The 24,766-nt window shown below is 66.0% G+C and carries 22 protein-coding genes; 16 read left to right on the top strand and 6 right to left on the bottom strand.

All coding sequences use genetic code 11. The features are described from left to right. Positions 1-102: 102 nt before the first annotated feature. Positions 103-2,505, top strand: a complete 2,403-nt coding sequence (locus E4P09_RS00630; protein WP_137387670.1) for a glucan 1,4-alpha-glucosidase — start codon at positions 103-105, stop codon at positions 2,503-2,505. Here the strand turns inward: E4P09_RS00630 and E4P09_RS00625 are convergent. The 4 genes from E4P09_RS00625 to E4P09_RS00610 form a co-directional block, all read right to left on the bottom strand. Then, on the bottom strand, positions 2,457-3,374 hold the full coding sequence (locus E4P09_RS00625) for a lytic murein transglycosylase (protein ID WP_137387669.1): 918 nt from the start codon (positions 3,372-3,374) through the stop codon (positions 2,457-2,459). The genes E4P09_RS00630 and E4P09_RS00625 overlap by 49 nt on opposite strands. Before the next feature lie 105 nt (positions 3,375-3,479). After that, positions 3,480-4,004, bottom strand: coding sequence for an OmpA family protein (locus E4P09_RS00620; protein WP_137387668.1), 525 nt, complete (start codon positions 4,002-4,004; stop codon positions 3,480-3,482). Between the two features lie 58 nt (positions 4,005-4,062). Continuing rightward, positions 4,063-4,704: a L,D-transpeptidase gene (locus E4P09_RS00615; protein ID WP_137387667.1), complete on the bottom strand. Its 642-nt coding sequence runs from the start codon at positions 4,702-4,704 to the stop codon at positions 4,063-4,065. Positions 4,705-4,822: 118 nt separating this feature from the next. Further along, positions 4,823-5,473: a TerC family protein gene (locus E4P09_RS00610; RefSeq protein WP_137387666.1), complete on the bottom strand. Its 651-nt coding sequence runs from the start codon at positions 5,471-5,473 to the stop codon at positions 4,823-4,825. A gap of 390 nt (positions 5,474-5,863) precedes the next feature. Here E4P09_RS00610 and E4P09_RS00605 point away from each other — a divergent pair, with 390 nt between their 5' ends. The 9 genes from E4P09_RS00605 (at position 5,864) to E4P09_RS00565 (ending at position 14,314) form a co-directional block, all read left to right on the top strand. Then, entirely contained in the window at positions 5,864-6,445 is a 582-nt protein-coding gene (locus E4P09_RS00605) for a sigma-70 family RNA polymerase sigma factor (protein WP_239024976.1), read from the top strand. Further along, positions 6,442-7,110: a ChrR family anti-sigma-E factor gene (locus E4P09_RS00600; protein ID WP_137387665.1), complete on the top strand. Its 669-nt coding sequence runs from the start codon at positions 6,442-6,444 to the stop codon at positions 7,108-7,110. Before E4P09_RS00605 ends, E4P09_RS00600 begins: the two co-directional genes overlap by 4 nt. A gap of 303 nt (positions 7,111-7,413) precedes the next feature. Beyond that, positions 7,414-9,006, top strand: a complete 1,593-nt coding sequence (locus E4P09_RS00595; RefSeq protein WP_137387664.1) for an ABC transporter substrate-binding protein — start codon at positions 7,414-7,416, stop codon at positions 9,004-9,006. A 37-nt stretch (positions 9,007-9,043) separates the two neighbouring features. Further along, positions 9,044-10,000, top strand: coding sequence for an ABC transporter permease (locus E4P09_RS00590; RefSeq protein ID WP_137387663.1), 957 nt, complete (start codon positions 9,044-9,046; stop codon positions 9,998-10,000). 11 nt (positions 10,001-10,011) lie between these two features. Further along, positions 10,012-10,941: an ABC transporter permease gene (locus E4P09_RS00585; protein ID WP_137387662.1), complete on the top strand. Its 930-nt coding sequence runs from the start codon at positions 10,012-10,014 to the stop codon at positions 10,939-10,941. Beyond that, positions 10,931-12,565, top strand: coding sequence for an ABC transporter ATP-binding protein (locus E4P09_RS00580; protein WP_137387661.1), 1,635 nt, complete (start codon positions 10,931-10,933; stop codon positions 12,563-12,565). Before E4P09_RS00585 ends, E4P09_RS00580 begins: the two co-directional genes overlap by 11 nt. 94 nt (positions 12,566-12,659) lie before the next feature. Continuing rightward, positions 12,660-13,448 carry an enoyl-CoA hydratase-related protein gene (locus tag E4P09_RS00575; RefSeq protein ID WP_137387660.1) on the top strand — a complete coding sequence of 263 codons (789 nt, stop codon included), beginning with the start codon at positions 12,660-12,662 and terminating at the stop codon, positions 13,446-13,448. Between the two features lie 7 nt (positions 13,449-13,455). Beyond that, positions 13,456-14,049 carry a CAP domain-containing protein gene (locus tag E4P09_RS00570; RefSeq protein ID WP_137387659.1) on the top strand — a complete coding sequence of 198 codons (594 nt, stop codon included), beginning with the start codon at positions 13,456-13,458 and terminating at the stop codon, positions 14,047-14,049. Positions 14,050-14,095: 46 nt separating this feature from the next. After that, a complete protein-coding gene (locus tag E4P09_RS00565) occupies positions 14,096-14,314 on the top strand; it encodes a dodecin (protein ID WP_137387658.1) in 219 nt (72 codons plus the stop codon). Between the two features lie 103 nt (positions 14,315-14,417). Here the strand turns inward: E4P09_RS00565 and E4P09_RS00560 are convergent, their stop codons facing one another. Both E4P09_RS00560 and E4P09_RS00555 read right to left on the bottom strand, forming a co-directional pair. Beyond that, positions 14,418-15,068, bottom strand: a complete 651-nt coding sequence (locus E4P09_RS00560; protein WP_239024975.1) for a BA14K family protein — start codon at positions 15,066-15,068, stop codon at positions 14,418-14,420. 84 nt (positions 15,069-15,152) lie between these two features. Further along, positions 15,153-15,839, bottom strand: coding sequence for an EF-hand domain-containing protein (locus E4P09_RS00555; RefSeq protein WP_137387657.1), 687 nt, complete (start codon positions 15,837-15,839; stop codon positions 15,153-15,155). Positions 15,840-16,033: 194 nt separating this feature from the next. Here E4P09_RS00555 and E4P09_RS00550 point away from each other — a divergent pair, with 194 nt between their 5' ends. The 6 genes from E4P09_RS00550 (at position 16,034) to E4P09_RS00525 (ending at position 24,766) form a co-directional block, all read left to right on the top strand. Then, the gene (locus E4P09_RS00550) at positions 16,034-16,756 is read left to right on the top strand and encodes a response regulator (protein ID WP_137389173.1); all 723 of its coding nucleotides are present in this window, start codon (positions 16,034-16,036) and stop codon (positions 16,754-16,756) included. Further along, entirely contained in the window at positions 16,753-18,153 is a 1,401-nt protein-coding gene (locus tag E4P09_RS00545; protein WP_137387656.1) for an ATP-binding protein, read from the top strand. Before E4P09_RS00550 ends, E4P09_RS00545 begins: the two co-directional genes overlap by 4 nt. Before the next feature lie 20 nt (positions 18,154-18,173). Continuing rightward, positions 18,174-19,373: an efflux RND transporter periplasmic adaptor subunit gene (locus E4P09_RS00540; protein WP_137387655.1), complete on the top strand. Its 1,200-nt coding sequence runs from the start codon at positions 18,174-18,176 to the stop codon at positions 19,371-19,373. After that, entirely contained in the window at positions 19,370-22,462 is a 3,093-nt protein-coding gene (locus tag E4P09_RS00535; RefSeq protein ID WP_137387654.1) for an efflux RND transporter permease subunit, read from the top strand. Before E4P09_RS00540 ends, E4P09_RS00535 begins: the two co-directional genes overlap by 4 nt. Before the next feature lie 133 nt (positions 22,463-22,595). Next, a complete protein-coding gene (locus E4P09_RS00530) occupies positions 22,596-24,134 on the top strand; it encodes a CYTH and CHAD domain-containing protein (protein WP_137387653.1) in 1,539 nt (512 codons plus the stop codon). Continuing rightward, the gene (locus tag E4P09_RS00525) at positions 24,131-24,766 is read left to right on the top strand and encodes a ParA family protein (protein ID WP_137387652.1); all 636 of its coding nucleotides are present in this window, start codon (positions 24,131-24,133) and stop codon (positions 24,764-24,766) included. Before E4P09_RS00530 ends, E4P09_RS00525 begins: the two co-directional genes overlap by 4 nt.

Raw genomic sequence — 24,766 nt, 5'->3', positions numbered from 1 at the left:
AGCCACACGCCGCTTGCTGCATGGATGAACGTGCGGCCGATTCGGCAGGCGGAAACACGGATCTTCGCGTGGAACCCGAGGTGGTTCCCGCAAGGAGGGGGCATGCAGGCACCTGGGGCGCCGGGCATGGAGGCACGATGGACCTCCAGCGCCAAGAGCGGTGTGGGTACGGCGCTGACGGCCAACAGCCGTATCTGGTTCACCATCAGCCATGGCATCCTCAACGAGATCTATTTCCCGCGCGTCGATACGGCCTGCACCCGCGATTTCGGCCTGATCGTCACCGACGGACGCGATTATTTCTCGGAGGAAAAGCGGCACACCGCCCACGAAGTCGCCATGGTCGAGGAGGGGGTGCCCGGCTTCCGCCTTACCAACACGGCCCTCGACGGCCGCTACCGCATGAGCAAGCAGATCATCACCGATCCGCTGCGCGACACGGTGCTGCAGGAGGTGAGGTTCGAGCCCCTTCACGGCACGCTGCTGGACTACCGGCTCTATGCGCTGATCGCACCGCACCTGGTCAATGGCGGCGCCGGCAACACTGCCTGGCTCGATGACTACAAGGGCACGCCGATGCTCTTCGCCCAGGGCCGCTTCGGCGTCTCGCTTGCGGTCGCCTGCTCCGTGCCCTGGGCCAACCGCTCGGTCGGCTATGTCGGCACCTCCGACGGCTGGCAGCAGCTTTCCCAACACAAGCATCTGGCAGAGTGCTATAGCGAGGCGCCCAACGGCAACGTGGCCATGACCGGCGAGATCGACCTGCCCGCCACCGGCGGCGCGCCCTTCCTGCTCGCCCTTTCCATTGCGGCGCGGCCGCAGGAAGCTGCATACCGGGCCCTGGCCACCCTCCAGGGCGGCTTCGATGCAGCGCTCAAGGGCTATGTCAGCGGCTGGCGAAAGTGGCAGGAGAGCCTGCTGCCGCTCGACCGCGCGCAGCCCGCGCGGAAGAAAAGTCTGAATGCCTATCGCGTCAGCACGTCGGTGCTGGCGGTTCACTCACCCGTTTCCTTTCCAGGCGCGGTGATCGCAAGCCTCTCCATTCCCTGGGGCACCGACAAGGGCGACGAGGATCTCGGCGGCTATCACCTGGTCTGGCCGCGCGACCTGGTGGAGACGGCCGGCGGCTTCCTCGCGGCGGGCGCCGTCAACGAAGCCATGGCCGTGCTGCGCTATCTCAACGCGGTGCAGGAGGCCGACGGCCACTGGTCGCAGAACATGTGGCTCGACGGCGAGCCCTATTGGCACGGCGTGCAGATGGATGAGTGCGCCTTTCCCATCCTGCTCATGGACATGCTGCGCCGGGAAGGGCATCTCTCCGAGGACGAGGTGGAGCGCCTTACTCCCATGGTGCAGAAGGCGACCGGCTATCTCGTGCGCAACGGGCCGGTCACCGGCCAGGACCGCTGGGAGGAGGACGCCGGCTATTCGCCCTTCACCCTGGCGGTGGAGATCGCCGGCCTCCTCGCGGCAGCCGACATCCTGGAGATGGCCGGCCATATGCGCGATGCGCAATATGCCCGTGACACAGCCGATGTCTGGAACGATCAGATCGAGCGCTGGACCTTCGCCACCGATACGCCGATCTGCGAGAAGCTGGGCCTGTCCGGCTATTACGTGCGTATTGCGCCGCCGGATACCTGCGAGGCCGCATCGCCCCTCCAGGGCTACGTGCCCATCAAGAACCGCCCGCCCGAGAGCACCAACCAGCCGGCGAACCTGATCCTCAGCCCCGACGCCCTGGCCCTGGTGCGCTTCGGCCTGCGCGCCGCAGACGACCCGCGCATCCTCGATACGGTCAAGGCGATCGACGACATGCTGAAGATCGAGCTGCCGCAGGGACCCGTCTGGTACCGCTACAACGGCGACGGCTATGGCGAAAAGGCCGATGGCAGCTCTTTCGACGGCACCGGCATCGGCCGTGCTTGGCCGCTTCTGACCGGCGAGCGTGCCCATTACGAGCTCGCGGCCGGGCGCACCAAGGAAGCGCAGCGCCTGCTGAACACGCTCGAGCGCTCGTCCAATGAAGGTGGCCTCATCCCCGAGCAGGTCTGGGATCAGGACGACATCCCCGAGCGCGGCCTGTTCCGCGGCAAGCCCTCAGGCAGCGCCATGCCGCTGGTCTGGGCGCATGGTGAGCACATCAAGCTGCTGCGCTCGCTGCATGACGGGCGGGTGTTCGACATGCCGCCCCAGCCCGTCGAGCGCTACCAGCACCGGAAGGTGACCGCGCCGTTCAGGGCCTGGCGGTTCAACAACCGCCTGCGCAGCATTCCCCAGGGCAAGGCACTCAGGATCGAGCTGATGGAACCGGCCCTCGTGCATTGGAGCATGGACGGATGGAGCACCGCCCATGACGCGACCACCGAGGAGGCGGCTTTCGGCATCTATGTCGCGGACTTGCCGACCGGCGCCGCACCCCCCGAAACCCGCATCCTGTTCACGCTGAAATGGCTTCAGCAGGAACGCTGGCAGGGTGAGGATTTCGTGGTCGTTGTCACCTGACGGTCGCGTTGCGTGGGCACACCAGCCGGTTCCCGGCTGGACGACTGGCTCGTCGAAAGCTTCTCCGCGAACAAGGCAATGGTCCGCGCATAGACGTCGGCCTTGTTCCACCCCTTCAGCGCCGCGAAATTGGGCTGGCCCGGGCCCCAGCCTGCACCCGGCGACCAGCCATAGCCCTTGAGGTAGTTGGCGGTCGAGGCAAGCACGTCCGGTACGCTGCGGATGAGGTCTCGCCGGCCATTGCCGTCGAAATCAACGGCAAAGCGAAGGTAGCTGCTGGGCAGGAACTGCGTCTGGCCAAGCTCGCCCGCCCAGGCGCCGCGCATTTCGGATGGCCTTAGGTCGCCACGCTCGATGATTTGCAGGGCAGCGAGCAGCTCGCGCTGGAACATGTCCGTGCGCCGGCAATCATAGGCCAGCGTGGCGAGCGACCGGATCGCCTGCTGCTTGCCCATGTTGACGCCGTAGTCGGTCTCCAGGCCCCATATGGCGACGACCACCTCGGGCGGTACGCCGAACCGCTGCTCGATCCGCTTCAGCAGCGCAGCATGCCGCTTCAGCATGGAACGGCCCTTGTTCAGCCGTCCGGCCGTGATGCGGGAGCGCGAGAACTGCTCGAACGACTGCTTGAAGTGCCGCTGGTTGCGGTCGAGGCGCAAGACCTGCTGGTCGAGCGTCGCGCCGTCGAGGGCCGCCAGGGTGCGCGGCGAGAGATTTGAATGCGCAGCCTTGAAGCTCTTCACCCAAGCCTGGAAACCACCGGCCGGCTCGCATTGGACCGCTTGGGCTTGCGCCGACAAGACGAAAGGGGAGCAGACGACAATAAAACCGGCAAGCAGCGCCGAGAGTGTGTGAAAAACTCCTCTCATAGGATCGCATCTCCGTTGGGTTGAAGTGGCGCGAATCAGTCGCAGCGAGCGTCAAGCTCTTCTAACATCAACGCCAATAGCACGCGATTCCTTAAGTATTCACGTTCAGCTGACAGGTTCGTCCTGCAGATTGGTGATCACACGCCGGTTTTGCGAGGTGCAGGCGATATCGGCGCACTCCCGCACCAGCCGGTCGCGTCCATAGCCTTTGACGCTGATGCGGTCGGGCGATACCCCGAGCGAGACGAGATGGTCGCGCACCGCCTCGGCCCTGCGCTGCGACAGCTGCAGGTTCTCCTTGGCCGAGCCGGGGTCGTCGGCGAAGCCTTGGATCTTCACCGGCCATTGCGGATATTGATTGAGCCAGGCCGCCTGCTTCTCGAGCGTCACCTTGGCGGTGGCATCGAGCGTTGCCGAGCCGGCGCTGAAATAGGTGCGCCGGCCCACATTCACCATGAAGTCTTCCTCGGTGCCGGGCTGGGTCAGCGCCTGGTTCGGATCGGCGCTGGCAGCCGGCGGCGCCGCCATTTGCGGTCCGCCGCTGCCTTGTCCGAAGCATCCGGCAAGGGCCAGGGCCGACAGCAGCACCAGCCCGCTGCGGCCGACCGCCGTGAATGAGAGCGCCATCATCTCCGCTTCCCCCGCCAGTTCTCGACCCTGGCCGGCACCTTCGGCCCGGCGCCAGCCGTCATGCATCCCTCGAGCCCAGGTGCTTCAGCACCAGCACCGCCGTGCCCTTCGGGCAGCGCTGGTAGAGATCGATCACATCCTCGTTCAGCATACGGATGCAACCGCTGGAGACATCGTGCCCGATGCTCCAGGGCTCGACCGTACCATGGATACGATAGCCGAGATCCGTCCCGTCGCGATAGAGATAGAGCGCGCGGGGTCCCAGCGGATTGCCCGCGCCGCCTTCCATGAAGCGCGGCAGCTCGGGCCGCCGCTTGAGCATCTCCGGAGGCGGCGTCCAGCTCGGCCAAATGGCCTTGCGATCGACGCGCGCCCGTCCGTACCACTTGAACCCTTCCTTGCCGACGCCCACCCCGTAGCGCAGCGCGGTGTTGTTCTCGAAAATCACGTACAGGAAGTGGTTCTGCGTATCGACGACCACCGTGCCCTGCGGCTCGATGCTCTGATAGGGAACGATCTGCCGCCGCCATTTGCGGTCCACCCGGGCAAGATTGGTCGACCGGTAGGTCACGCCATTGTCGACCACCGCAGGCCCGAAATAGGCTGCTGCATCCACCGGCTGGCTGCGGGCGGGGCCGCTTGTGCCCACGCCCGCAACAGCGGCCGCTCCGATCAAAAACCCCCGGCGTGTGACGGACATTCTGCCCCTCCGGCAAAGCAGGCCTGCTTTGCGCTGGCGGCATAGTTGCAGATCTGCACAGCCGGTCAACCGCCTGAAAGGCGAGCGGATGAGGCCGCAACTCGGAATACGCGAGCAGCTAGGTGAGGTGCGGCCAGACCTCGAGCGCACCCCGATAGATCATCTCGCAGGCCACATAGAGGATGACGGCGAGGCCCACATAGGCGATCCACCGGTGCTTCTGCAGCAGGCGGGCAATGAAGCTCGCCGCCAGGCCCATCAGCGCGATCGACAGCGCCAGGCCGAAGATCAGCACGCCTGGATGTTCCCGGGCGGCGCCCGCCACGGCCAGCACGTTGTCGAGCGACATCGATATGTCGGCAATGATGATCTGCCAGGCGGCCTGGGCGAAGGTTTTGCGCGGCGGACCGGCAGCAATGGTGCCGTCCTTGTTGAGGTCGGCGTCTTCGAGCGCCTCGACGCCCTCCGGTTCGGGATGCGGGCCGGCCCGCAACTCGCGCCACATTTTCCAGCACACCCAGAGCAGGAGGATGCCGCCGGCGAGCAGCAGGCCGATGATCTGAAGAAGCTGCGTGGTGAGCAGGGCAAAGACCACGCGCAGCAGCGTGGCTGCGGCGATACCGACGAGAATCGCCTTGTTGCGCTGATCCTTGGGCAGGCCTGCGGCCGCAAGCCCGATGATGATGGCGTTGTCGCCGGCGAGCACCAGGTCGATCATGATGACCTGGAAAAAGGCGGTGAGAAGCTGCGGTGTGATAAAATCGAACATCCGAACGGTCCATCGCTGTCCATAAAGACGAGCGGAGGCGGCGGACCGGGATTCGGCAGCTTGCGCGGTCGAAGCGGATGCCTCGACCACTCACAGGCGCGAAAACCATTGGCCGGCCACTCCGTGGTCGTCCAGTCCGACATCACAGCCTGCCTGAGCAGAACTGCCAGAGGGGCCCGGCCTGGTGTGGCCCTATTTAGAGCCAAAGCGGCCACCGCGCAAGCCGAGTGGCTGCACCAGCCGGATGCGCGGTCCAGATTTCTTTTGCGTCTGGATAACCCTCTCGGCAACTCGTGGGGATGCGTCGCGTTGCCAGGGACGGGGCTGCAGGTCTATGCTGGGAGGACAGCCAGCAGTTCCGCGTCACGGGCGCATGACCAAGCGGCGGATATGACGGACAGCATCAAGCAGCGACAAGGCAATGGCCGGCTCCAGGACGAGATGGCCGCCCTGGTGGCACGTGTCGCCAAGGGTGACCGCGACGCCTTCGCGAATCTGTTCGCCTATTACGCCCCACGGCTGAAAAGCTTCATGCTGCGGCGGGTTGCCGACGCCGATACAGCCGAGGAGTTGGTGCAGGAGACGATGCTCACGGTGTGGAACAAAGCTGCAAGCTTCTCCCCGGCCAAGGGCAGCGCCACCGCCTGGATCTACACCATCGCGCGCAATCTGCGCATCGACCGGCTGCGGCGCCAGCCGGCCCAGACCTTCTACGATGTGGATGATTACGACGAGCCCTCCGCCGAGCCCACGGGCGAGGAGCGCCTGATCCAGAACGAGCGCGAGGCGCAGATCGCCGATGCGATCGAGGCCTTGCCGAAAGACCAGCTCGACGTCATCTCTCTCTCGTATGTTGATGATCTCTCGCAGGCCGAGATCGCCGAGCGGCTGGACGTGCCCCTCGGCACCGTGAAGTCGAGAATGCGGCTTGCCTATCAGAAGCTGCGGGAGAGCCTTGGAGGACGAATGTGAGGGTGCACCATCACCCGGACTGCGCGACCCTGATGGCCTATGCCTCCGGCACCCTGTGCGAGGCTCTGTCGATGGTCGTCGCCTGCCATGTGGCGTGGTGCCCTCACTGCCAGCGCGAGCTCAGGCGGCACGAGGAGACCGGTGGCGCCATCATCGAACGCATGGATGCGGTGCCGGTGAAGGCGGATTGCCTCACGGCGGTCCTGCAGCGGATCGATGCGGAGTGCCGTGAAGCGCGGGCAAAGCAGAGCGTGCCCCACGTCTCCAACGATGCCCACCGGCTTGGGCTGCCGAAACCTTTGTGCCGCCTCTTGGGCCGATCCCTCGATCAGGTGGCCTGGCGCCGGATCGCGCCGGGTATCGCCGTACACAGAATAGCACTGGCCCAGGGCGCCCGCGGCCGGCTTCTGCTCATGAAGATTTCTGGCGGCAGGGCGTTGCCCCGCCACGGCCATTCCGCCGGTGAGCTGACCATGGTGCTGAGGGGTGCCTACCGCGACGAGTTCGGGCGATTCGCCATGGGCGACATCGCCGATCTCGGCCATGAGGTCGAGCACAAGCCGATAACCGAGCAGGCCGGCGATTGCGTCTGTCTGGTCGGCATCGAGCGGCCATGGCGGCTGAAAGGCCTCATGCGCCTGGTCCAGCCTTTGCTGCGACTTTAGTCTCATGAGCCTCGTTCACCTGGCGTGAAAGGCGCTTTTCTGGCCGCAAAGCAGCCAGCCGCGTCCTGACGGCCCGTTATCATTTGCCCGTTGACCGCAGCGATTGGCCGTGGGAGCCTATGCGGGTGGTGAGGGCAATGATCCGCCGGAGGAGAATGCAGCCGCAAGTGCTTGCGTAAAAACCTTCAAAAGGACGTCAGCTGGCCGCTCGCAATAAGGCCGCGCAAGCGCACAGGGTGCCTCGCCGAACCACGCCTCCTCTGGACGGATCGCGACCGGACGTCGATTGGGGAGGCATTGCCGATGAGCGAAGAGCTGGAGCGTCTCAGCAGGTTTGTCAAAAGCGGCCGCGTGAGCCGTCGGGAATTCATGGTAGCGGCCGTCGCCGCGGGGGTCACCGTCGCGAGCGCCAGCACCATGTTCGCCAAGCTTGCCCGGGCCGAGCCCAAGGCCGGTGGCCATTTCAAGCTCGGGATTGGGGCGGGATCGACCACCGATTCAATCGATCCGCAGACCTATCTCGACACCTATATGCAATCGGTCGGACATTCGGTGTTCAGCTATCTGACGGAAGTTGATCCGGATGGAAAGCTTGTCGGCGAGCTGGCGGAAGAATGGGACGTCTCGCCCGATGCCAAGGTGTGGACCTTCAAGCTGCGGCCCGGGATCGAATTCCACAACGGCAAGACGTTCACCGCCGAGGATGCGGTGAATTCGATCAACCATCATCGCGGACCGGATTCCAAGTCGGCGGCCAAGGGCATCGTCGACGCGATCGAGGACGTGAAGGCCGACGGACCTAACACGATCGTGATCACGCTGAAGGGCGGCAATGCCGACTTCGCCTATCTGCTCGACGATTACCACTTGGCGATGATGCCGACCAAGGACGGCAAGGCCGATGCATCCGGCATCGGCACCGGCGCCTATATCCTCGACCGCATCGACTACGGCGTCACCGCCGTGGTGAAGAAGAACCCCAACTACTGGAAGAGCGGGCGCGGCTGGTTCGACACCGTCGAGTTCCTGGCGATCAAGGACGTGGCAGCGCGCACCAACGCCTTGAACACCGGCCAGATCCACGCCATGGATCGCTGCGACCTCAAGACCATCCACCTGCTCGAGCGCAACAAGAACCTGGAGATCGTCTCGATCACCGGCACCCAGCATTACACCATACCCATGCTGGTCGATCAGGCGCCCTTCGACAACGTGGATGTCCGCACGGCGCTCAAATACGCCATCGATCGGGAGAAGCTGGTCGAGACCATCCTGCGCGGCTATGGCGCGCCGGGCAACGACCATCCGATCAGCCCGGCCAACCGCTATTTCGCCAAGGATCTCGAGCAGCGGCGCTATGATCCGGACAAGGCGAAACACCACCTCAAGAAAGCCGGGTTCGAGACCTTGCAGGTCGACCTGTCCACGGCGGATGCGGCCTTCTCCGGCGCGGTCGACACGGCCGTTCTGTACAAGGAGCATGCCGCCGCGGCCGGTATAGACATCAATGTGGTGCGCGAGCCCAATGACGGCTACTGGGAGAATGTCTGGATGAAGAAGCCTTGGAGCTTCTGCTACTGGTCGGGCCGCCCCACTGAGGATTGGATGTTCTCGCTCGCTTATTCTGCCGATGCCAACTGGAACGACACCCACTGGAAGAACCCCAGGTTCAACGAGCTGCTGGTCGAGGCGCGCGCCGAGCTGGATGAGAAGAAGCGCGCGCAGATGTATGCGGAAATGCAGGCCCTCTGCCGCGACGACGGCGGCACGGTGATGCCGATGTATGCCAATTACGTGAACGCCCTGTCGAAGAAGGTTGGCCACGGCAAGATGGGCAACAATTGGGACCTCGACGGGCTGCGCGCCGCCGAGCGCTGGTGGTTCGCCGAGGCGTGAGCCCCTTGCGGAGAACCCCTGCCATGGCCGGCGCCCGATGAGCAAGGTCGTGAAAATGACGGCCCAGCGCCTCGCCCTGGGTCTGCTCGTGCTCTGGGTCGTCTCGCTGGTCATCTTCCTTGCGGTGTCGTTCCTCCCCGGTGACATCGCAACCGAGATGCTCGGCCAGTCCGCCACGCCGGAAACGGTGGCTGCCCTCCGCCGGGAGCTTGGCCTCGATCTCCCGCTGCACACCCGTTATGTGGAGTGGTTGGGCGGGCTCCTGCACGGCGACTTCGGCCATTCCCTGGCCAATCGCCGCGAGATCTCCGAGCTGCTTGGCACCCGGACCCTGAACACCCTGTTTCTGGCCGGCGTGGCGGCACTCATCTCTGTGCCGCTCGCCCTGGCCCTCGGCATTCTGGCCGCCCTCTACCGCAACTCCTTCTTCGATCGCGCGGTGAACGTCGCCACCCTGTCGTCGATCTCGTTCCCCGAATTCTTCGTCGCCTATATCCTGATCGTGATCTTCGCGGTCCGGCTCGGTTGGTTTCCCTCCATCTCCAGCATAGGGCCGGGCATGCCGCTGCTCGACCGGCTGCATGCGGTGGCGCTGCCGGCGCTGACCCTGACGCTGGTGGTCGTCGCCCATATGATGCGCATGACCCGGGCGGCGATCATCAACCTGCTGGCCAGCCCCTATATCGAAATGGCCGCCCTCAAGGGCATGTCCCGCGGCCGCATCATTCTCCACCACGCCCTGCCCAATGCGCTGGCACCGATCATCAATGTGGTGGTGCTCAACCTGGCCTATCTCGTGGTCGGCGTGGTGGTCGTCGAGGTGGTGTTCGTCTACCCCGGCTTGGGTCAGCTGATGGTCGACTCCGTCCAGAAGCGCGACGTGCCGGTGGTGCAGGCCTGCAGCCTGCTGTTTGCGGCAACCTACATTCTGCTCAACCTCTCGGCGGACGTTTTGTCCATCCTCACCAACCCACGGCTCATGCACCCGCGATGACGGAACCAGCAATGGCAGATGAGACCGGCCTGCGGCCGGAGGCCGGGGCGCCCGAAGACGAGCAGGCCGCGGTTCTGGCCCTGGCCGCATCGCCCGGGCATACGCGCCCCACCGCCATCGCCAAGACGCTGCGCCAGGCGCCGATCACCGCCAAGCTCGGTCTCCTGGTCATCGTCGCCTATGTTCTCGTCGCGATCTTCGCGCCGGTGCTCACGCCCTATGGCGAGTCCGAGGTGGTTGGCCTGCAGTTCGAGCCGTGGGGCGAGCAATTTCTGCTCGGCACGGACAATCTCGGCCGCGACATGTTCACCCGTCTGATCTACGGGGCGCGCAACACCATCGGCATCGCCTTCGTCACCACCATTCTGGCCTTCCTCATCGGTGGAGCGGCAGGTCTGCTGGCGGCGGCCATCGGCGGCTGGACCGATCAGATCCTGTCGCGGATGGTGGACATCGTGATGGCGATCCCCCAACTGATCTTCGCCCTGCTGCTGCTGACGATCTTCGGCACGTCGATCCCCGTGCTGGTGATGGTGATCGCGGTCTTGGATGCAACCCGCGTCTACAGGCTCACGCGGGCTGTCGGCATGAATGTCGCGGTGATGGACTTCGTCGAGGCGGCGCGCCTGCGCGGCGAGAGGCTCGGCTGGATCATGCGGCGGGAGATATTGCCCAATATCATGCCGCCGCTGACCGCCGAGTTCGGCCTGCGCTTCTGCTTCGTGTTTCTCATGATCAGCGCCTTGTCCTTTCTCGGCCTCGGCATCCAGCCGCCCACCGCGGACTGGGGCTCCATGGTGCGCGACAACGCCACCCTGATCACCTATGGCGATATCACGCCGTTGCTGCCGGCCGGCGCCATCGCCGTGCTGACCATCGCGGTCAATTTCGTGGTCGACTGGTTCCTGCACAAGACGAGCGGTCTGCGCGATGAGCATTGATACCGGAGGCGCCCAGGATGGTCAGCGGCTGCTCGAGATGCGCGGGCTGCGCATCGAGGGGTGCGGCGACGATGCTTGGCACGAGATCGTTAAGGGCATTGATCTGCACCTGGTGCGCGGCGAGGTACTGGGTCTGATCGGTGAATCCGGCGCGGGCAAGTCCACCGTCGGCCTCGCCGCCATGGGCTATGCGCGCGGTGGCTGCCGGATTTCCGGTGGCGAGATCCTGTTCGACGGCCGCGACCTGCGCCACCTGTCGGAAACCGAACTTCGGCGCCTGCGCGGCGCCCGCATCGCCTATGTCGCCCAGAGCGCCGCGGCCGCGTTCAACCCGGCGCACCGCCTCATCGACCAGTACGTCGAGGTGGCCGTCACCCACGGGGTCCGGTCCGAGGCCGAGGCGCGGCGGGACGCGGTCGACCTTTACCGCCGCCTCAAGCTCCCGGATCCGGAGCAGATCGGCGAGCGCTACCCGCACCAGGTTTCCGGCGGCCAGCTGCAGCGGGCCATGGTGGCCATGGCCATGGCCTGCAAGCCGGATCTCATCATCTTCGACGAGCCGACCACCGCCCTCGACGTCACCACCCAGATCGAGGTCTTGGCCGCAGTGAAGGACCTGGTCCGCCAATCCCGCACGGCCGCTCTCTATATCACCCATGACCTGGCCGTGGTCGCCCAGCTTGCCGACCGCATCATGGTGCTGCGCCACGGCCAGGTGGTGGAGGAGGGGCCGACCCGCGAGCTGCTCGCCAACCCTAAGCAGGATTATACCCGCGACCTTCTCGCGGCGCGGGCTGCCGCCAAGCCGGAAGAGCCGGGCCACGACATGCTGCTGCGGGTCCACAACGTCACCGCCGCTTACGCCGGGGTGATCAAGGTGCTCGAGGGCGTCACCGTTCAGGTGCCGCGCGGCCGCACCGTGGCGGTGGTGGGCGAGTCCGGCTCCGGCAAGTCGACACTCGCCCGGGTGATCTGCGGCTTGCTGCCACCCAGGCAGGGCGAACTCCTGTTCAAGGGCAAGCCGCTGCCGCCAATGCTCAAGCAGCGCAGCAAGGAGGCGCTGCGCCGCATTCAGCTGATCTATCAGATGCCGGACACCGCGCTCAATCCGCGCCAGCGGGTGCGCGAGATCCTCGGCCGACCGCTCGACTTTTACCACGGCCTCGCACCGGACGCGCGCGAGGCCCGCCTCGCCGAGCTCATGCAGATGATCGAGCTCGAGCCCCATCTGCTCGACCGCTACCCATCCGAGCTCTCCGGCGGCCAGAAGCAGCGGGTGTGCATTGCCCGCGCCCTTGCCGCCGAACCGGACCTCATCATTTGCGACGAGGTCACCTCCGCCCTCGATCCGCTCGTCGCGGAAGGCATTCTCAGGCTGCTGCTGCGGCTCCAGAAGGAGCTGCGCGTCTCCTATCTGTTCATCACTCACGATATCGGCACGGTACGCGCCATCGCCGACGAGATCGTGGTCATGCATCACGGCCGTGTTGTGGAGCACGGGCCGAAGTCGCAGGTGCTGGATCATCCACAGCATGGCTACACCATGAAGCTCCTGTCCTCCGTGCCGGAGATGGATCCCGATTGGCTCGACCGCCAGCTGGCCGCGCGCCCCGCTGCGGCGTGAAACGGAGCGCGCCGCGTCTTCCGGCTTGACGGCGGCCCGGTGTCATGGCCCCTTGCAGCGGATTGCACACAAGAGAGAGCGACAGAGAGTAGGCATGACTGATCAGGGGCCGGTGAAGACCGCACGGCGCGGCCATGTTCTGGAAGTGACGCTGGACAGGCCGAAGGCGAACGCCATCGACGTGACGACCAGCCAGAAGATGGGCCAGGTCTTCGCGTCGTTCCGTGACGACCCCGACCTGCGCGTGGCGATCATCACCGGCGGTGGCGAGAGGTTCTTCTCCGCCGGCTGGGACCTCAAGGCAGTGGCCGAGTCGGGCGTGGCCGACTTCAACTTCGGCGTCGGTGGCTTCGGCGGCCTGCAGGAGCTGCCCGGCCTCAACAAGCCGGTCATCGCGGCGGTGAACGGCATCGCGGTGGGCGGCGGGTTCGAGCTGGCGTTGTCGGCCGACCTGATCGTGGCGGCGGAGAACGCCCGCTTCGCCTTGCCGGAGATCAGCGCCGGCACGCTCGCCGATGCCGCCACCATAAAATTGCCCCGCCGCATCCCCTATCACGTGGCCATGGATCTGCTGCTCACCGGCCGCTGGATGGACACCACGGAGGCCAAGCAATGGGGCCTGCTCAAGGCGGTGGTCCCGCAGGACGAACTCATGGCGACCGCCCGCGCGCTCGCCGACCTCCTGGCCGAAGGGCCGCCGCTGGTCTTCGCCGCGATCAAGGAGACCGTTCGCGAGACCGCACACTTGCCCGTGCAGGAGGTCTTCGATCTGCTCAACGGCAAGAAGCTGCCAACCGTGAAGACGCTCTATGAAAGCGAGGACATGATGGAGGGCGCCCGCGCCTTCGCCGAGAAGCGCAAGCCGCAATGGAAGGGGCGTTGACCAGCCGATGAGCGCCCGCCTGCCCCGTGCAGCCGTGCTGCTGCTTGCATTCACCGTGAGCCTTGCTACCAGCGCTTGCACCACCATCGGCATCGCCGGCGGCTATCGCGGCTATGCGGAGGCCATGCTGGCCAGCCTGCCGCAGGGGGTGAAGCTGCGCCCCGATCTCGAGTCGGTTCTCGCCGCCGAGCTGAATGCCTACCGCAAAGCCGAAGGTCGCGCGCCGCTCGCCGCCAGCGGCGATGCCGTTGTCGCTGCCCGCGCCCAGGCGCTGGAGATGTTCAAGGGCGACTTCGTCGGGCATGAATCCGCCAGCGGCTACCGGTTCAGCCAGCGTGCCGACGCCTTCCTCGGCGAGACGGCCAGCGTGGGCGAGAACACCGCGCGCGACCGGCTGCCCGGACCGGTCGATGCGACCAAGGCCAGGCGGCTGTTCCGGCAGTGGGTCGACAGCCGCGGCCACCGCCGCAACATGCTTAGCCCCGACTATGAAGAGGTGAGCACCGGGGTCATTCAAGCCGGCAATCACCTCTATGCGGTCCAGATCTTGTGGAAAAGGCGCGCAACGCAAGACGGCATGGCGGCGTTTCGCAGCTGGTGACCAGAGCCGCGAGGCTCTGCCATTTCCGGCCTCGAAGGGATTACCCATGACCAACCATGTCTACAAAGTCATTGAACTCGTCGGCTCCGCCCCGGACTCGATCGAAGCGGCCATACAGAACGCCATCGCCCAGGCAGGCGAGAGTGTGCGCCATCTGCGCTGGTTCGAGGTGATCGAAACGCGCGGGCATATGGATAATGGCCGGATTGCCCATTATCAGGTCACCCTGAAATTGGGCTTCGCCATCGAGGCCTCGCTCAGCTGAGCCCGTGAAGGGCAAGCCCGGCAACAAAGGGTGAATAACTCAGCAAATCGTCATGGCCCGGCGCCGGCCGGGCCATCCGGGCCAAAGACGACTCGGTGCGGCTTCAGCGGCAGAACTTCTGCTCGCCGGAATGGGCCGTGAAATAGCCTGTCTCGGGATTGAAGCTCCGATACTTGCTGGCGCAATACTTGTACCAGGCGCTGCTCCACGGCTCGGGCGTGGTGTCCGCGCGTGCCACGCTGCGCTGTGCCGGCGCGGAGGCCGGCGCGATGCGCCGCGGCGAGGGACGGCTCGCGACAGCCGGCGGCGGCGGCGGTGCATAAGCATCGAGCGTGCCCACCCCTGGCGTCTCGTAGATCACCACCTCGTCATCATAGGGCTCGTCCCAATAGGGATCCTCATAGACATAGTCCGGCGGCGCATAATAGACCGGCGGCGGCGCATAGGCGTAGGCCTGAGCATTGGCTGCCGCCAAGGCCGAAAGTCCTATGATCGCGCCGGCCGCGCCTAGGGCCACGGCAGCGCCGTCGTGATGCCTGTGCCGCCATGGGCGTCCCCAGCCGCGACCGCCACGCCAGTGGCGGCCGCCGATGAGCTCGACCCGGGCGCCGTCGAAACCGGCCTGGGCCGATGCGGCGATGGGCGCCGAACGCGCCGCGCTGCCGACCATAGCCGCTTCTGCAGTACCGCCGGCCGCGCCGAGCGCGAGCGCCAAGAGGGTTGCGATCGCTGTCGATTTCGTCAGTGAAGCCATGGCAATTGTCCCGTTGGTTTTTGCGGGCGATCATGCTTCGTCGCACATGAACGAAAGCTGATCTGCCCGCCGGGTCGGTATCAATCAGTCCGCAGTCGAACCATTGGCGTCGTCATCGGCCGGCGGCGTGTCGTTGTTGCGGCGCTCCTGGTCCTGGTTGCGCACCCGCGTGTCGTCGCTCCGGCCCCAACGCGGCCCGCGGCGGTCGACCCGCTCGATCACCCCGTCCTTGTTGCGATCGAGCTTCTTGGCCAGCCGCTCGATCGGCCGGTTGTATTCCTCGACCGTCACCTTGGCGTCGCCGTCGCGGTCATAGCGCTGGAACGAGCGCACCATCCGCTCGCGCATGCGGTCGAGCCACAGTGCCTGGTACTCCGTGAGATCGAGCTGTCCGTCGCCATTGCTGTCGAATTTCTTCAGATCGTCGCCCCGGATGGTCAGCATCTCCTGGACATTGATGCGGCCGGTGTCATTCACATCGTACCGTTCGAACAGGCGCGCCACGAAACCGCCATGCCTCGGGCCGAACCGATGGCCGTGGAAGCCGTGGCGGAATCCTCGCTCGTCCCTATCCCGCCACCGGCCCCGGTCCTTGTCCCGCATCATCGGACCGCAGCGCAGGCTGCATTGCTCGGCAATGTCGGCCCCGCGACGGCGGCCGCCGTCATCCTGGGCCTGCGCGCCGGCCGAGAGCCCGATCACGGCCAGACCGCCAACCGCAATCCCGAACAAGGCAGTGCAGGTGAGCAGCATCTTGGAGCGACGGATCATCCTCAATCCTCCTGTCCCATGTATTGAATGAGCGCTTTTTCGCAGGCATTTGTCGCAAAACTACGCCAGCCGGCATGCCTTATTGTCACGACCTGTGTCAGCCCCTGGAGCTGACACAGTTCGATACAATTTTGGGCGAGCCCAACCGGACGGGCCGCGACATATAGAGGACCGAGGCAGTGACCAGGACTCATATGGAACAGACGCCACATATCCTCGTCGTCGACGATCATCGCGACATCAGGGATGCGGTGAGCAAGTACCTCATGCGCAACGGCATGCGGGTGACCGCGGCCGACGGCGGCGCGGAGATGCGGGCAGCGCTGAAGCACGGCGCCGTCGACTTGGTGGTGCTCGATGTGATGATGCCGGGCGAGGACGGCTTGAGTCTCTGCCGCCATTTGCGCGAGACCAGCGACATTCCGGTGATCATGCTCACCGCCATGGCTGAGGACACCGACCGGGTCGTCGGGCTCGAGATCGGTGCCGATGACTATGTGACCAAGCCGTTCAATCCGCGCGAGCTCTTGGCCCGCATCCGCGCGGTGCTACGGCGGGCGAATGCCGGCAGCCGGCAGCGTGACCGCATCAAGCCGGGCCGCATCCGCTTCGATCGCTGGATCTTCGATGCCGCCCGGCAGGAGATCTCAGGCCCGGACGGGGTTGCCATCCCGCTGAGCACCGCAGAGTTCCGGTTGCTGCAGACGTTCCTGCAGCGGCCGCATATCGTCCTCTCCCGCGACCAGCTGCTCGACCTCACCGCCGGCCGCGCCGCCCAGGTCTTCGACCGCAGCATCGACAATCAGGTGAGCCGGCTCCGGCGCAAGATCGAAGCCGATCCGAAGAACCCAATCATCATCAAGACCGTGTGGGGCGGCGGATACGTGCTGGCCGTCGATGTGGAGGAGCTTGCGTGACGCGCTGGTTCCCCCGCACGATCGCCGGTCAGCTTGTCTTCCTGCTGCTCGCGGCCCTGATCCTGTCGCAGGTCGTCACCGTCGCCATGTTTTTCGGCGAGCGCAACCAGGCCCTGCGCGAAGCCTGGCGCGAGGAATTCTTCAGTCGTGTCGCCTCCGTCGCCAAGGTCATCGAGGACACGCCGGCCAATGCGGACAGCATCACGTCTGCCGTGAGCTCCCGCTGGCAGGTCTACCGGGTGCGGCCTGCGCCGAGCATCGAGGGTGCTCCAGCCAGCGCTGGCGACGTGGAGCTGGCGAAGCGGCTTGGCGCCTATCTCAATCCGCAGGCCGCGGCCGACGTGCGGCTGCGGTCGCGCTATAACGGCGACGGACAGCGGCCCGCCATCCTGCGTTGGGTTGACCAGGCCACCGGCGCGCTGTTCGGCTGGGGCGCCGACGAAGGCGACGATGACGCGGTGATGGCCATCGACGTGCCTTTGCGCGACGGCCGCTGGCTCAATGTCGAGCTGCCCCTGCGCCGCCCGTCCAGCTCCTGGGCCCTGCTGCCGCTCGCCTCGGCCGCGCTGATGGGCATCGCCATCCTCGCGGTGGTGGTGCTGATGGTGCGCAGCATCACCAAGCCCTTGCGCAGCCTCGCGACGGCGGCCGACCGCCTCGGCCGGGGCGAAACGCTGCCCGAACTCGAGGTGTCCGGGCCCGACGAGATTCGCCGCCTTACTTCAGCCTTCAACGAGATGGGCGCCCGCCTCACCCGCTTCGTAGAAGATAGGACGCGCATGCTTGCGGCCATCAGCCACGACCTGAGGACGCCGATTACCGCGCTCAGGGTACGGGCCGAGCTCATCGATGATGAGGAGACCCGGCGCACCATGATCGCCAATCTGGACGACATGAAGAAGATGACCGAGGCGACGCTGTCCTTCGCCCGCGACGAGGCGACGGACGAACCCAGCCGGACGGTGGATCTTGCGGCCCTGATCGAAAGCGTCACCGACGACATGGTCGACCTCGGCCATGCGGTGAGTCTGGAGGAGAGGGGGCCGCTCCCCTATCGCTGCCGTCCTGCCAGCATGAAGCGGGCCTTCGCCAACCTCATCGACAACGCGGTCCGCTATGGCGGCGCCGCACGGGTCAAGGTCGAAACGCCCGACGACGAGATCAGGGTCATTGTCGATGACGACGGCCCCGGCATTCCCGAAGACAAGCTGACCCACGTCTTTGCCCCTTTCGTCCGCCTGGAGACTTCGCGCAGCCGCGAGACTGGTGGCGCCGGCCTTGGCCTGGCGATTGCACGCTCGGTGGTGCTCGCCCATGGCGGCACCATTGCCCTGCAGAACCGCGCCGAACGCGGTTTGCGCGCACTGGTCAGGCTGCCCTTGCGGGCGCCGGAATAACCCTGAGGAGCTTGAGCCTTATGAAAGCCCGAACCGGAGTTCTCATCGCAGTCTTGAGCCTGTGCGCCGGGGTTGCGGTCGGCGCCGGCAGCACGTCGCAAGACAGGGATTGGGGCGCCATGCTGCGCGCCGCGGCAGCCTCGAGCAAGGAAATCCTCGGCGTGGCGTCTGCTTCACCTTCGCCCAGCACGGGTGCGCCTCGTGCGAATTCAGGTGGCGCCGGGCCACGGGGTGCACGCGGCCCCCGCGAGGTGCCGGTCAGCACCAAGGAGGTCGGCACGGCGACCTTCTTGAGCAAGGCCGAGGCGGTCGGCTCCCTGAGGGCCAACCAGTCCGTGACCATCGTGCCCGAGGCGGCAGGCCGCGTCGAGGAGATCCTGTTCGGGCCGGGGCAAAGGGTGAAAGCCGGTGATGTCCTGGTCAGGCTGGATGACCGCGACCAGCGCATCGCGCTCGAAGAGGCCAAGGCCGCGCTTGCTGAAGCGAGCGAGGCGTTGGAACGCCAGAAAAAGCTGGTGCAGTCGAAGGTGGCAACGCGGGCAGCCCTGGAACAGGCGCAGACCGCCCATGCAAAGGCCAAGGCGGCCATGGATCGGGCTGAACGGGATCTCGCGCGCCAGCAGATCATAGCGCCCTTCGCCGGCGTGGTCGGGCTGAGCCGCACCGACATCGGCGCATGGGTCGACACCTCGACCGTTCTCACCACTTTGGATGATCTGAGCACGGTCGAGCTCGAATTTGCCCTGCCGGAGCGGCTGCTGAGCCAAATCGCCACCGGCCTGCCGGTCGAGGCGACCTCCGCCGCGTTCCCCGGCCGCACGTTCGAAGGCAGCATTTCCGCCATAGACACGCGCATTGATCCGGGATCTCGCGCCTTTACCGTTCGCGCCGCCATTCCCAATCCAGACCTCGCGCTCAAGCCGGGCATGTTCGTGAACATCACCATCGCGCTCGACCAGCGCGTGGCCTCGGCCATACCGGAAGAGGCGGTGATCACCGCCGGCAGCGAGACCTTCGTGTATGTCCTGGCCGACGGCAAGGCGCAGCGCCGACCGGTCGCGATCGGCGCCCACACCGCCGACGGCATGGTCGAGGTGGTTGACGGCTTGAGCCAGGGCGAGCAGGTGATCAGCAGCGGGCTTCAGAGCTTGGGCGATGGCGTCGCCGTCAAGGTGCTTGCCGGGAACAGCACCGCGCACGCCGAGGGAACGGGCTCATGAACGTCTCGGACCTGTTCATCCGCCGGCCGGTTTTCGCGGTCGTCATCAGCCTGATGATCGTGCTGTTCGGCTTGGCCGCCCTGAACAGCCTTCCGGTGCGAGAGCTGCCGGATGTCGAAATGCCTGTGGTGACGGTCACGACGGCGTATACGGGCGCCGCGCCGGAAGTGACCGACACGCAGATCACCACCATCATCGAGGGCGCGGTCGCTGGCATCGCTGGGGTGAGGAGCATCGCCTCCTCCTCGGGCCTCGGCAGGGCGCGCACAGTGATCGAGTTCGAGACCTCGCGCAATATCGACGAGGCCGCCAACGACGTGCGCGCAGCGGTGGCGCGGGTGGTCAACGAGCTGCCCGAAGACGCCGAGGAACCGCGCATCACCAAGAGCGACAGCGATGCGAGCCCGGTGATGCGGCTGAGCCTCACCAGCGATACCATGGATACCGCCGCTCTAACCGACTACGCGGACCGGTTCATTACCGATCGTCTCGCCACCGTGGACGGGGTGGCGGAAGTCGACATCATGGGCGAGCGCGTCTACGCCATCCGCGTGTGGCTCGATCGCCGCGCCATGGCGGCGCGCGACGTGACCGTGAGCGATGTGACCGCGGCCCTCCGGGCGAACAACGTGGAACTGCCGGCGGGCGAGGTGGTGTCGGCCAAGCGCCGGTTCCAGGTGCGCACCGATACCCGGCTCGACACGCCGGAGGCCTTCGCCGCCATCACCATAAAAACCAGCAACGGCTATCCCATCCGGGTTGGCGACATCGCCCGGGTCGAGCGTGGGGTCGAGAACGACGACACCATCGTGCGTAGCGGCGCCAAGGGCGCGGTCACCCTGGGTGTATTGCGCCAGTCCCAGGCCAATACCGTGCGGATTTCGAAGGCCATTCGCGCCGAGATCGCCGCCCTGCAGCCGCAACTGCCTGAGGGCATGCAGATCACCGTCGGCAGCGATGACGCGGTGTTCATCCAGTCGGCCATCCACGAGGTCGTCAAGGCCCTGGTGATCGCTGTCGCGCTGGTCGTGCTGGTCATCTACGGCTTCCTTGCCTCGCTCCGCGGCACGCTCGTGCCCACTGTCACCATTCCGATCTCGCTGCTCGGTGCCTGCTGGGGCATTGCCCTGCTCGGCTATTCCATCAACATCTTGACCCTGTTCGCCCTGGTGCTGGCCATCGGCATCGTGGTGGACGACGCGATCGTGGTGCTGGAGAACATCCGCCGCCGGATGGAGCAGGGCGAATCGCGCCTGGTGGCCAGCGTGCTCGGCGCCAAGCAAGTAACCTTCGCCGTGATCGCCACTTCGCTCACCTTGATGGCGGTGTTCGTGCCGATCTCCATGCTGCAGGGAACCGTGGGCCGGCTGTTTGCGGAGTTTGGCGTGGTCATGGCCATTGCCGTCGCCGTGTCCATGATCGTGGCCCTGTCGCTCTGCCCCATGCTGTGCTCGATCATCCTGCCCCGCACCACCGAGCAGGGCCGGCTCGAGCGGCTGGTCGAGCGCGTCACTAAAAGGGTCAACCGGGTCTACGGGGCGAGCCTCGGCTGGGCGCTGCGTCATCCCGTTCTGGTCATCGGCGTGAGCCTCGCCATCGCGGCTGCGTCGGCCGCCCTCTACACGGCCCTGCCCAAAGAGCTCACCGCACGCGAGGATCGCGGCCTGTTCATCGTCGCGATCACCGCGCCACAGGGGGCGAACCTCGCCTATACCGATGCCGCCACCAAGAAGGTGGAAGCGATTTTGCAGCCGCTGGTCGATAGCGGCGAAGCCCTGTCCGTCACGAGCATAGTGGGTCGCGGCAACGATCCCTCCACGGCCCTCGTCGTGGTGCGCCTCACCGACTGGGACCAGCGCCAGCGCAGCCAGCAGCAGATCGTCAGCACGCTTATCCCTCAGCTGGCGCAGGTGACCGACGTGCGCGCCTTCCCGATCCAGCTCGCCGGCCTCGGGCTGCGCGGCGCCGGCAACCCGGTGCGGGCGGTGATCGGCGGGCCCGATTTCGAGAGCGTGAAGGCGTGGGCGCAGGACATGCTCGAGCGCGCCCGCGCCAATCCCGGCCTGCAGAACGTCGAGCTCGATTACGAGGAGAACCAGCCCGAATACCGCGTCGAGATCGACCGCGAACGGGCCCGTGACCTCGGGATCGACATCCAGACCGTCGCGCAGACCCTGCAGGCTCTGTTCGCCTCGCAGGAGGTGACGCGATATATCGACCGCGGCCGCGAATACCCGGTCATCGTCCAGGCCGGCGACGAGGACCGCCAGACGGCGCAGGATTTGGGCGCATCCTTCGTGCGCACCAATTCCGGCAAGTTGGTGCCGCTGAGCTCGTTCATCAGCTTCCGCTCCCATGCCGCCTCCGCCAGCCTGGCGCGCTATGACCGCTTGCCCTCGATCACCCTTTCGGCGTCCCTCGCCGAGGGCTATGACCTCGGCACGGCCATCAGTGCGATCCAGGAGTTGGCGAACGAGGTTCTCCCCGTGTCCGGGCGGCTCAGTTTTGCAGGCCAGTCCAAGGAGTATCTCGAGACCTCGAGCGGCGCCAATCTCAGCTTCCTCTTGGCCATCCTCATCGTGTACCTGGTGCTGGCGGCGCAGTTCGAGAGCTTCGTCCACCCCTTGACCATCCTGCTGTCGGTGCCGTTGGCGGTGACCGGCGCCTTCGCCACCATCTGGTTCACCGGAGGATCGCTCAACATCTACAGCCAGGTCGGGCTGGTGCTGCTCGTCGGCCTCATGGCCAAGAACGGCATTCTCATCGTGGAATTCGCCAATCAGCTGCGCGACGAGGGCAAATCGGTGCGCGATGCGATCCTGGAAGCGTCGGTGGTGCGGTTGCGGCCGATCCTCATGACGGTGATCGCCACCGTGCTCGGCGCGGTGCCCCTGGCGATCGCGACCGGCGCCGGCGCCGAGAGCCGCAGCGCCATCGGCATGGTGATCATCGGCGGCTTCGGCATCGCTTCCGTGCTCACCCTTTATCTCACGCCGGTGCTGTATGACCTGATGGCGCGGCTAACCCGCCCGCGCGCCCACGTCACCCAGCAGCTCGAGGCGGAACTCGGCGGCAACCAGCGATCGTAATAATGTTGTTACACGATTGTCATATTCCGATGTGAAGGATATCGGCGGTTGCGAACGGCTTCCGGTCTGATAGTTTGTCGCACGACAGGTACTGGGCCGGAGTGTCTGCCAGTTCGGGCACCGGGGACTATTGTTGAGCGACGAGACCGAAATCAAGCTGGCGATCCAGGGGGAAGGGCTCGCCGCTGCGGAAGCGCTGTTTGCCCAAGACCCGCCTATTGCGGTTGAGTCCACCTATTTCGACACGCCGGATCTTCTGCTGCGCCGGCATGGCATTCAGGTGCGTCTGCGACGTGACGGCCCCGCGCTGCTGCAGACCGTGAAACTGCCCGATGGGGACGGCGGCGCCTTGACCCGGGCGGAACACGAGATTCCCATCCGCACGCCCCGCCTCAAGCGCGACCACCTGCTGGCCGTCGCCCCGGAAGATCTCCGTGACGAAATCGCCGCCAGCGAGCTCTCGGCCGTTTTCACCACCCGGTTCACGCGCCGTCGCCACCGGGCCGGAGAAGGCGAGGTCGCCGAGCTCGCCTTCGACCGGGGCGAGATCGTCCATGGCGCGGAGAAGGTGCCGATCTGCGAGGTCGAGGTTGAGCTCAAGGGCGAGAACATCGGCGCTTTCGTCGCCGTCGTTCTGGATTTCCTCGACCGGGTTCCGGCAAGCCTCATCGCCAGCGGCAAGGCGGCCCGCGGCTATCGCCTGGTCTCGGGAGAGGCGCCGGCGGCTGTCCACGCGCGCAAGCTGTCGCTGCCGCCACGCATGCTTCTGCCGGATGCGATCCGGCTGATGCTGCGGCATGGCTTCACCCAGTTCCTCAACAATGTGCCGGCGGCCCATGCAGGCTTGCCCGATGGGCTTCACCAGATCCGGGTGGCCTTGCGTCGCCTGCGGTCGACCATCTCCGCCTTCGCCCCGGTGATGGACACGACCGATGCGGCGCGCCTGCTCGAGGGGATCAAGCAGCTCTTCGCCACGTTCGGCGCCGTGCGCGAGGCCGATGTCTTCGTGGCCGATACCCTGCCGCAACTGGTCAAGGCCGGCATGAAGCCGAGCCTGGCCGAGCTGGTGGAGGAGGAGGCCGCCCGCTGCCGTCGTGCGGGACAGGAGAAGGTGGTGGCACAGCTGGAAAGTCCCGACACCGCCCGGCTGGTGATCGAGCTCTACGGATGGATCGAGGCTGGCAGCTGGCTCAAGAGCGGCACCCCGCTCGATAAGCTGCTCGCCCGCCGCCCGGTCGCCGACTTCGCGGCGCCGCGCCTGCGCAAGCTGCACAAGCGCTTGCTCAAGAAGGGGAGGGCGGCACGGCAATCGGTCGTGCTGGACGAGTGGCACGAGGCGCGCATCGCCGCCAAGAAGCTGCGCTATGCGGCGGAGCCCTTGCTGTCGACGCTCGATCTGCCGGCCGAGCTGGCCGACAGCTACCGCAAGACGGTTGAGGCGATCCAGAGCGAGCTGGGCCGGCTGAACGACCTCCATGTCGCCGAGGCGTTTCTGGAGCGGCTCGTCCAAGAGGCAGCCCCGCAACGGCGCCGGCCGCTGAAGCGGGCTTTGGCGGTTCTGCACGACTGGCGCCATTCCGCCGAGGACAGCTTCATCGTCGAGGCGGCCCGCGCCTTCCGCCAGTTCGAGAAGGCCGGCTTTCCCTTGCGCAAGAGAACGGGCGAGGAATGACCTTTTCGGTTGCGGTCATGAACACCAAGGGAGGCTGCGGCAAGACCACCGTCGCCACGCATCTGGCCGCGGGCTTTGCCGCATCCGGCCTGATCGCCGCGCTTGCGGATTACGACAAGCAGAAGAGCGCTTGTCTGTTCGGAGAGCTGCGCCCAGAGAGCGCCGCCCCCATCGAGGTGATCGACTGGCGCGGCGCTGGCTTCGGCAAGGTCGGCCGCTCCGTCCAGCGGCTGATCATCGACTGTCCGGCATCCCTCAAAGCCGGCCGCGCTCGCGAGGTCATCCGCGAGGCTGACGCCGTCGTGGTGCCGGTGCAGGCCTCCATCTATGACGAGCGGGCGACCATCCGCTTTCTCGATGAGATCGAGGATCTCAAGAAGATCAGGTCGGGCAAGAAGCAGATCCTGCTGGTGGCCAACCGCTTCCGCCCCACCAGCCCCCAGGCCAAGCGGCTGGAGCGGGTGCTGCTGGGCCACGGCCACGCCATTGTGGCGCGCATCTCCGACAAGAGCCTTTATCCCAAGCTCGCCGAGCAGGGGCTGACCGTGTTCGATCTCAAGAGCAAGTCGGCCGCCAGCGAACAGGAAAGCTGGCTGCCCCTGCTGGAATCCTTGGAAAAATCGGTAAGCTGA

The sequence above is a fragment of the Rhodoligotrophos defluvii genome, from assembly GCF_005281615.1.
Classification (GTDB): Bacteria; Pseudomonadota; Alphaproteobacteria; order Rhizobiales; family Im1; genus Rhodoligotrophos; species Rhodoligotrophos defluvii.
Note: the sequence above shows the minus strand (reverse complement) of the source record. Positions and strands in the feature narration are given on the sequence as shown.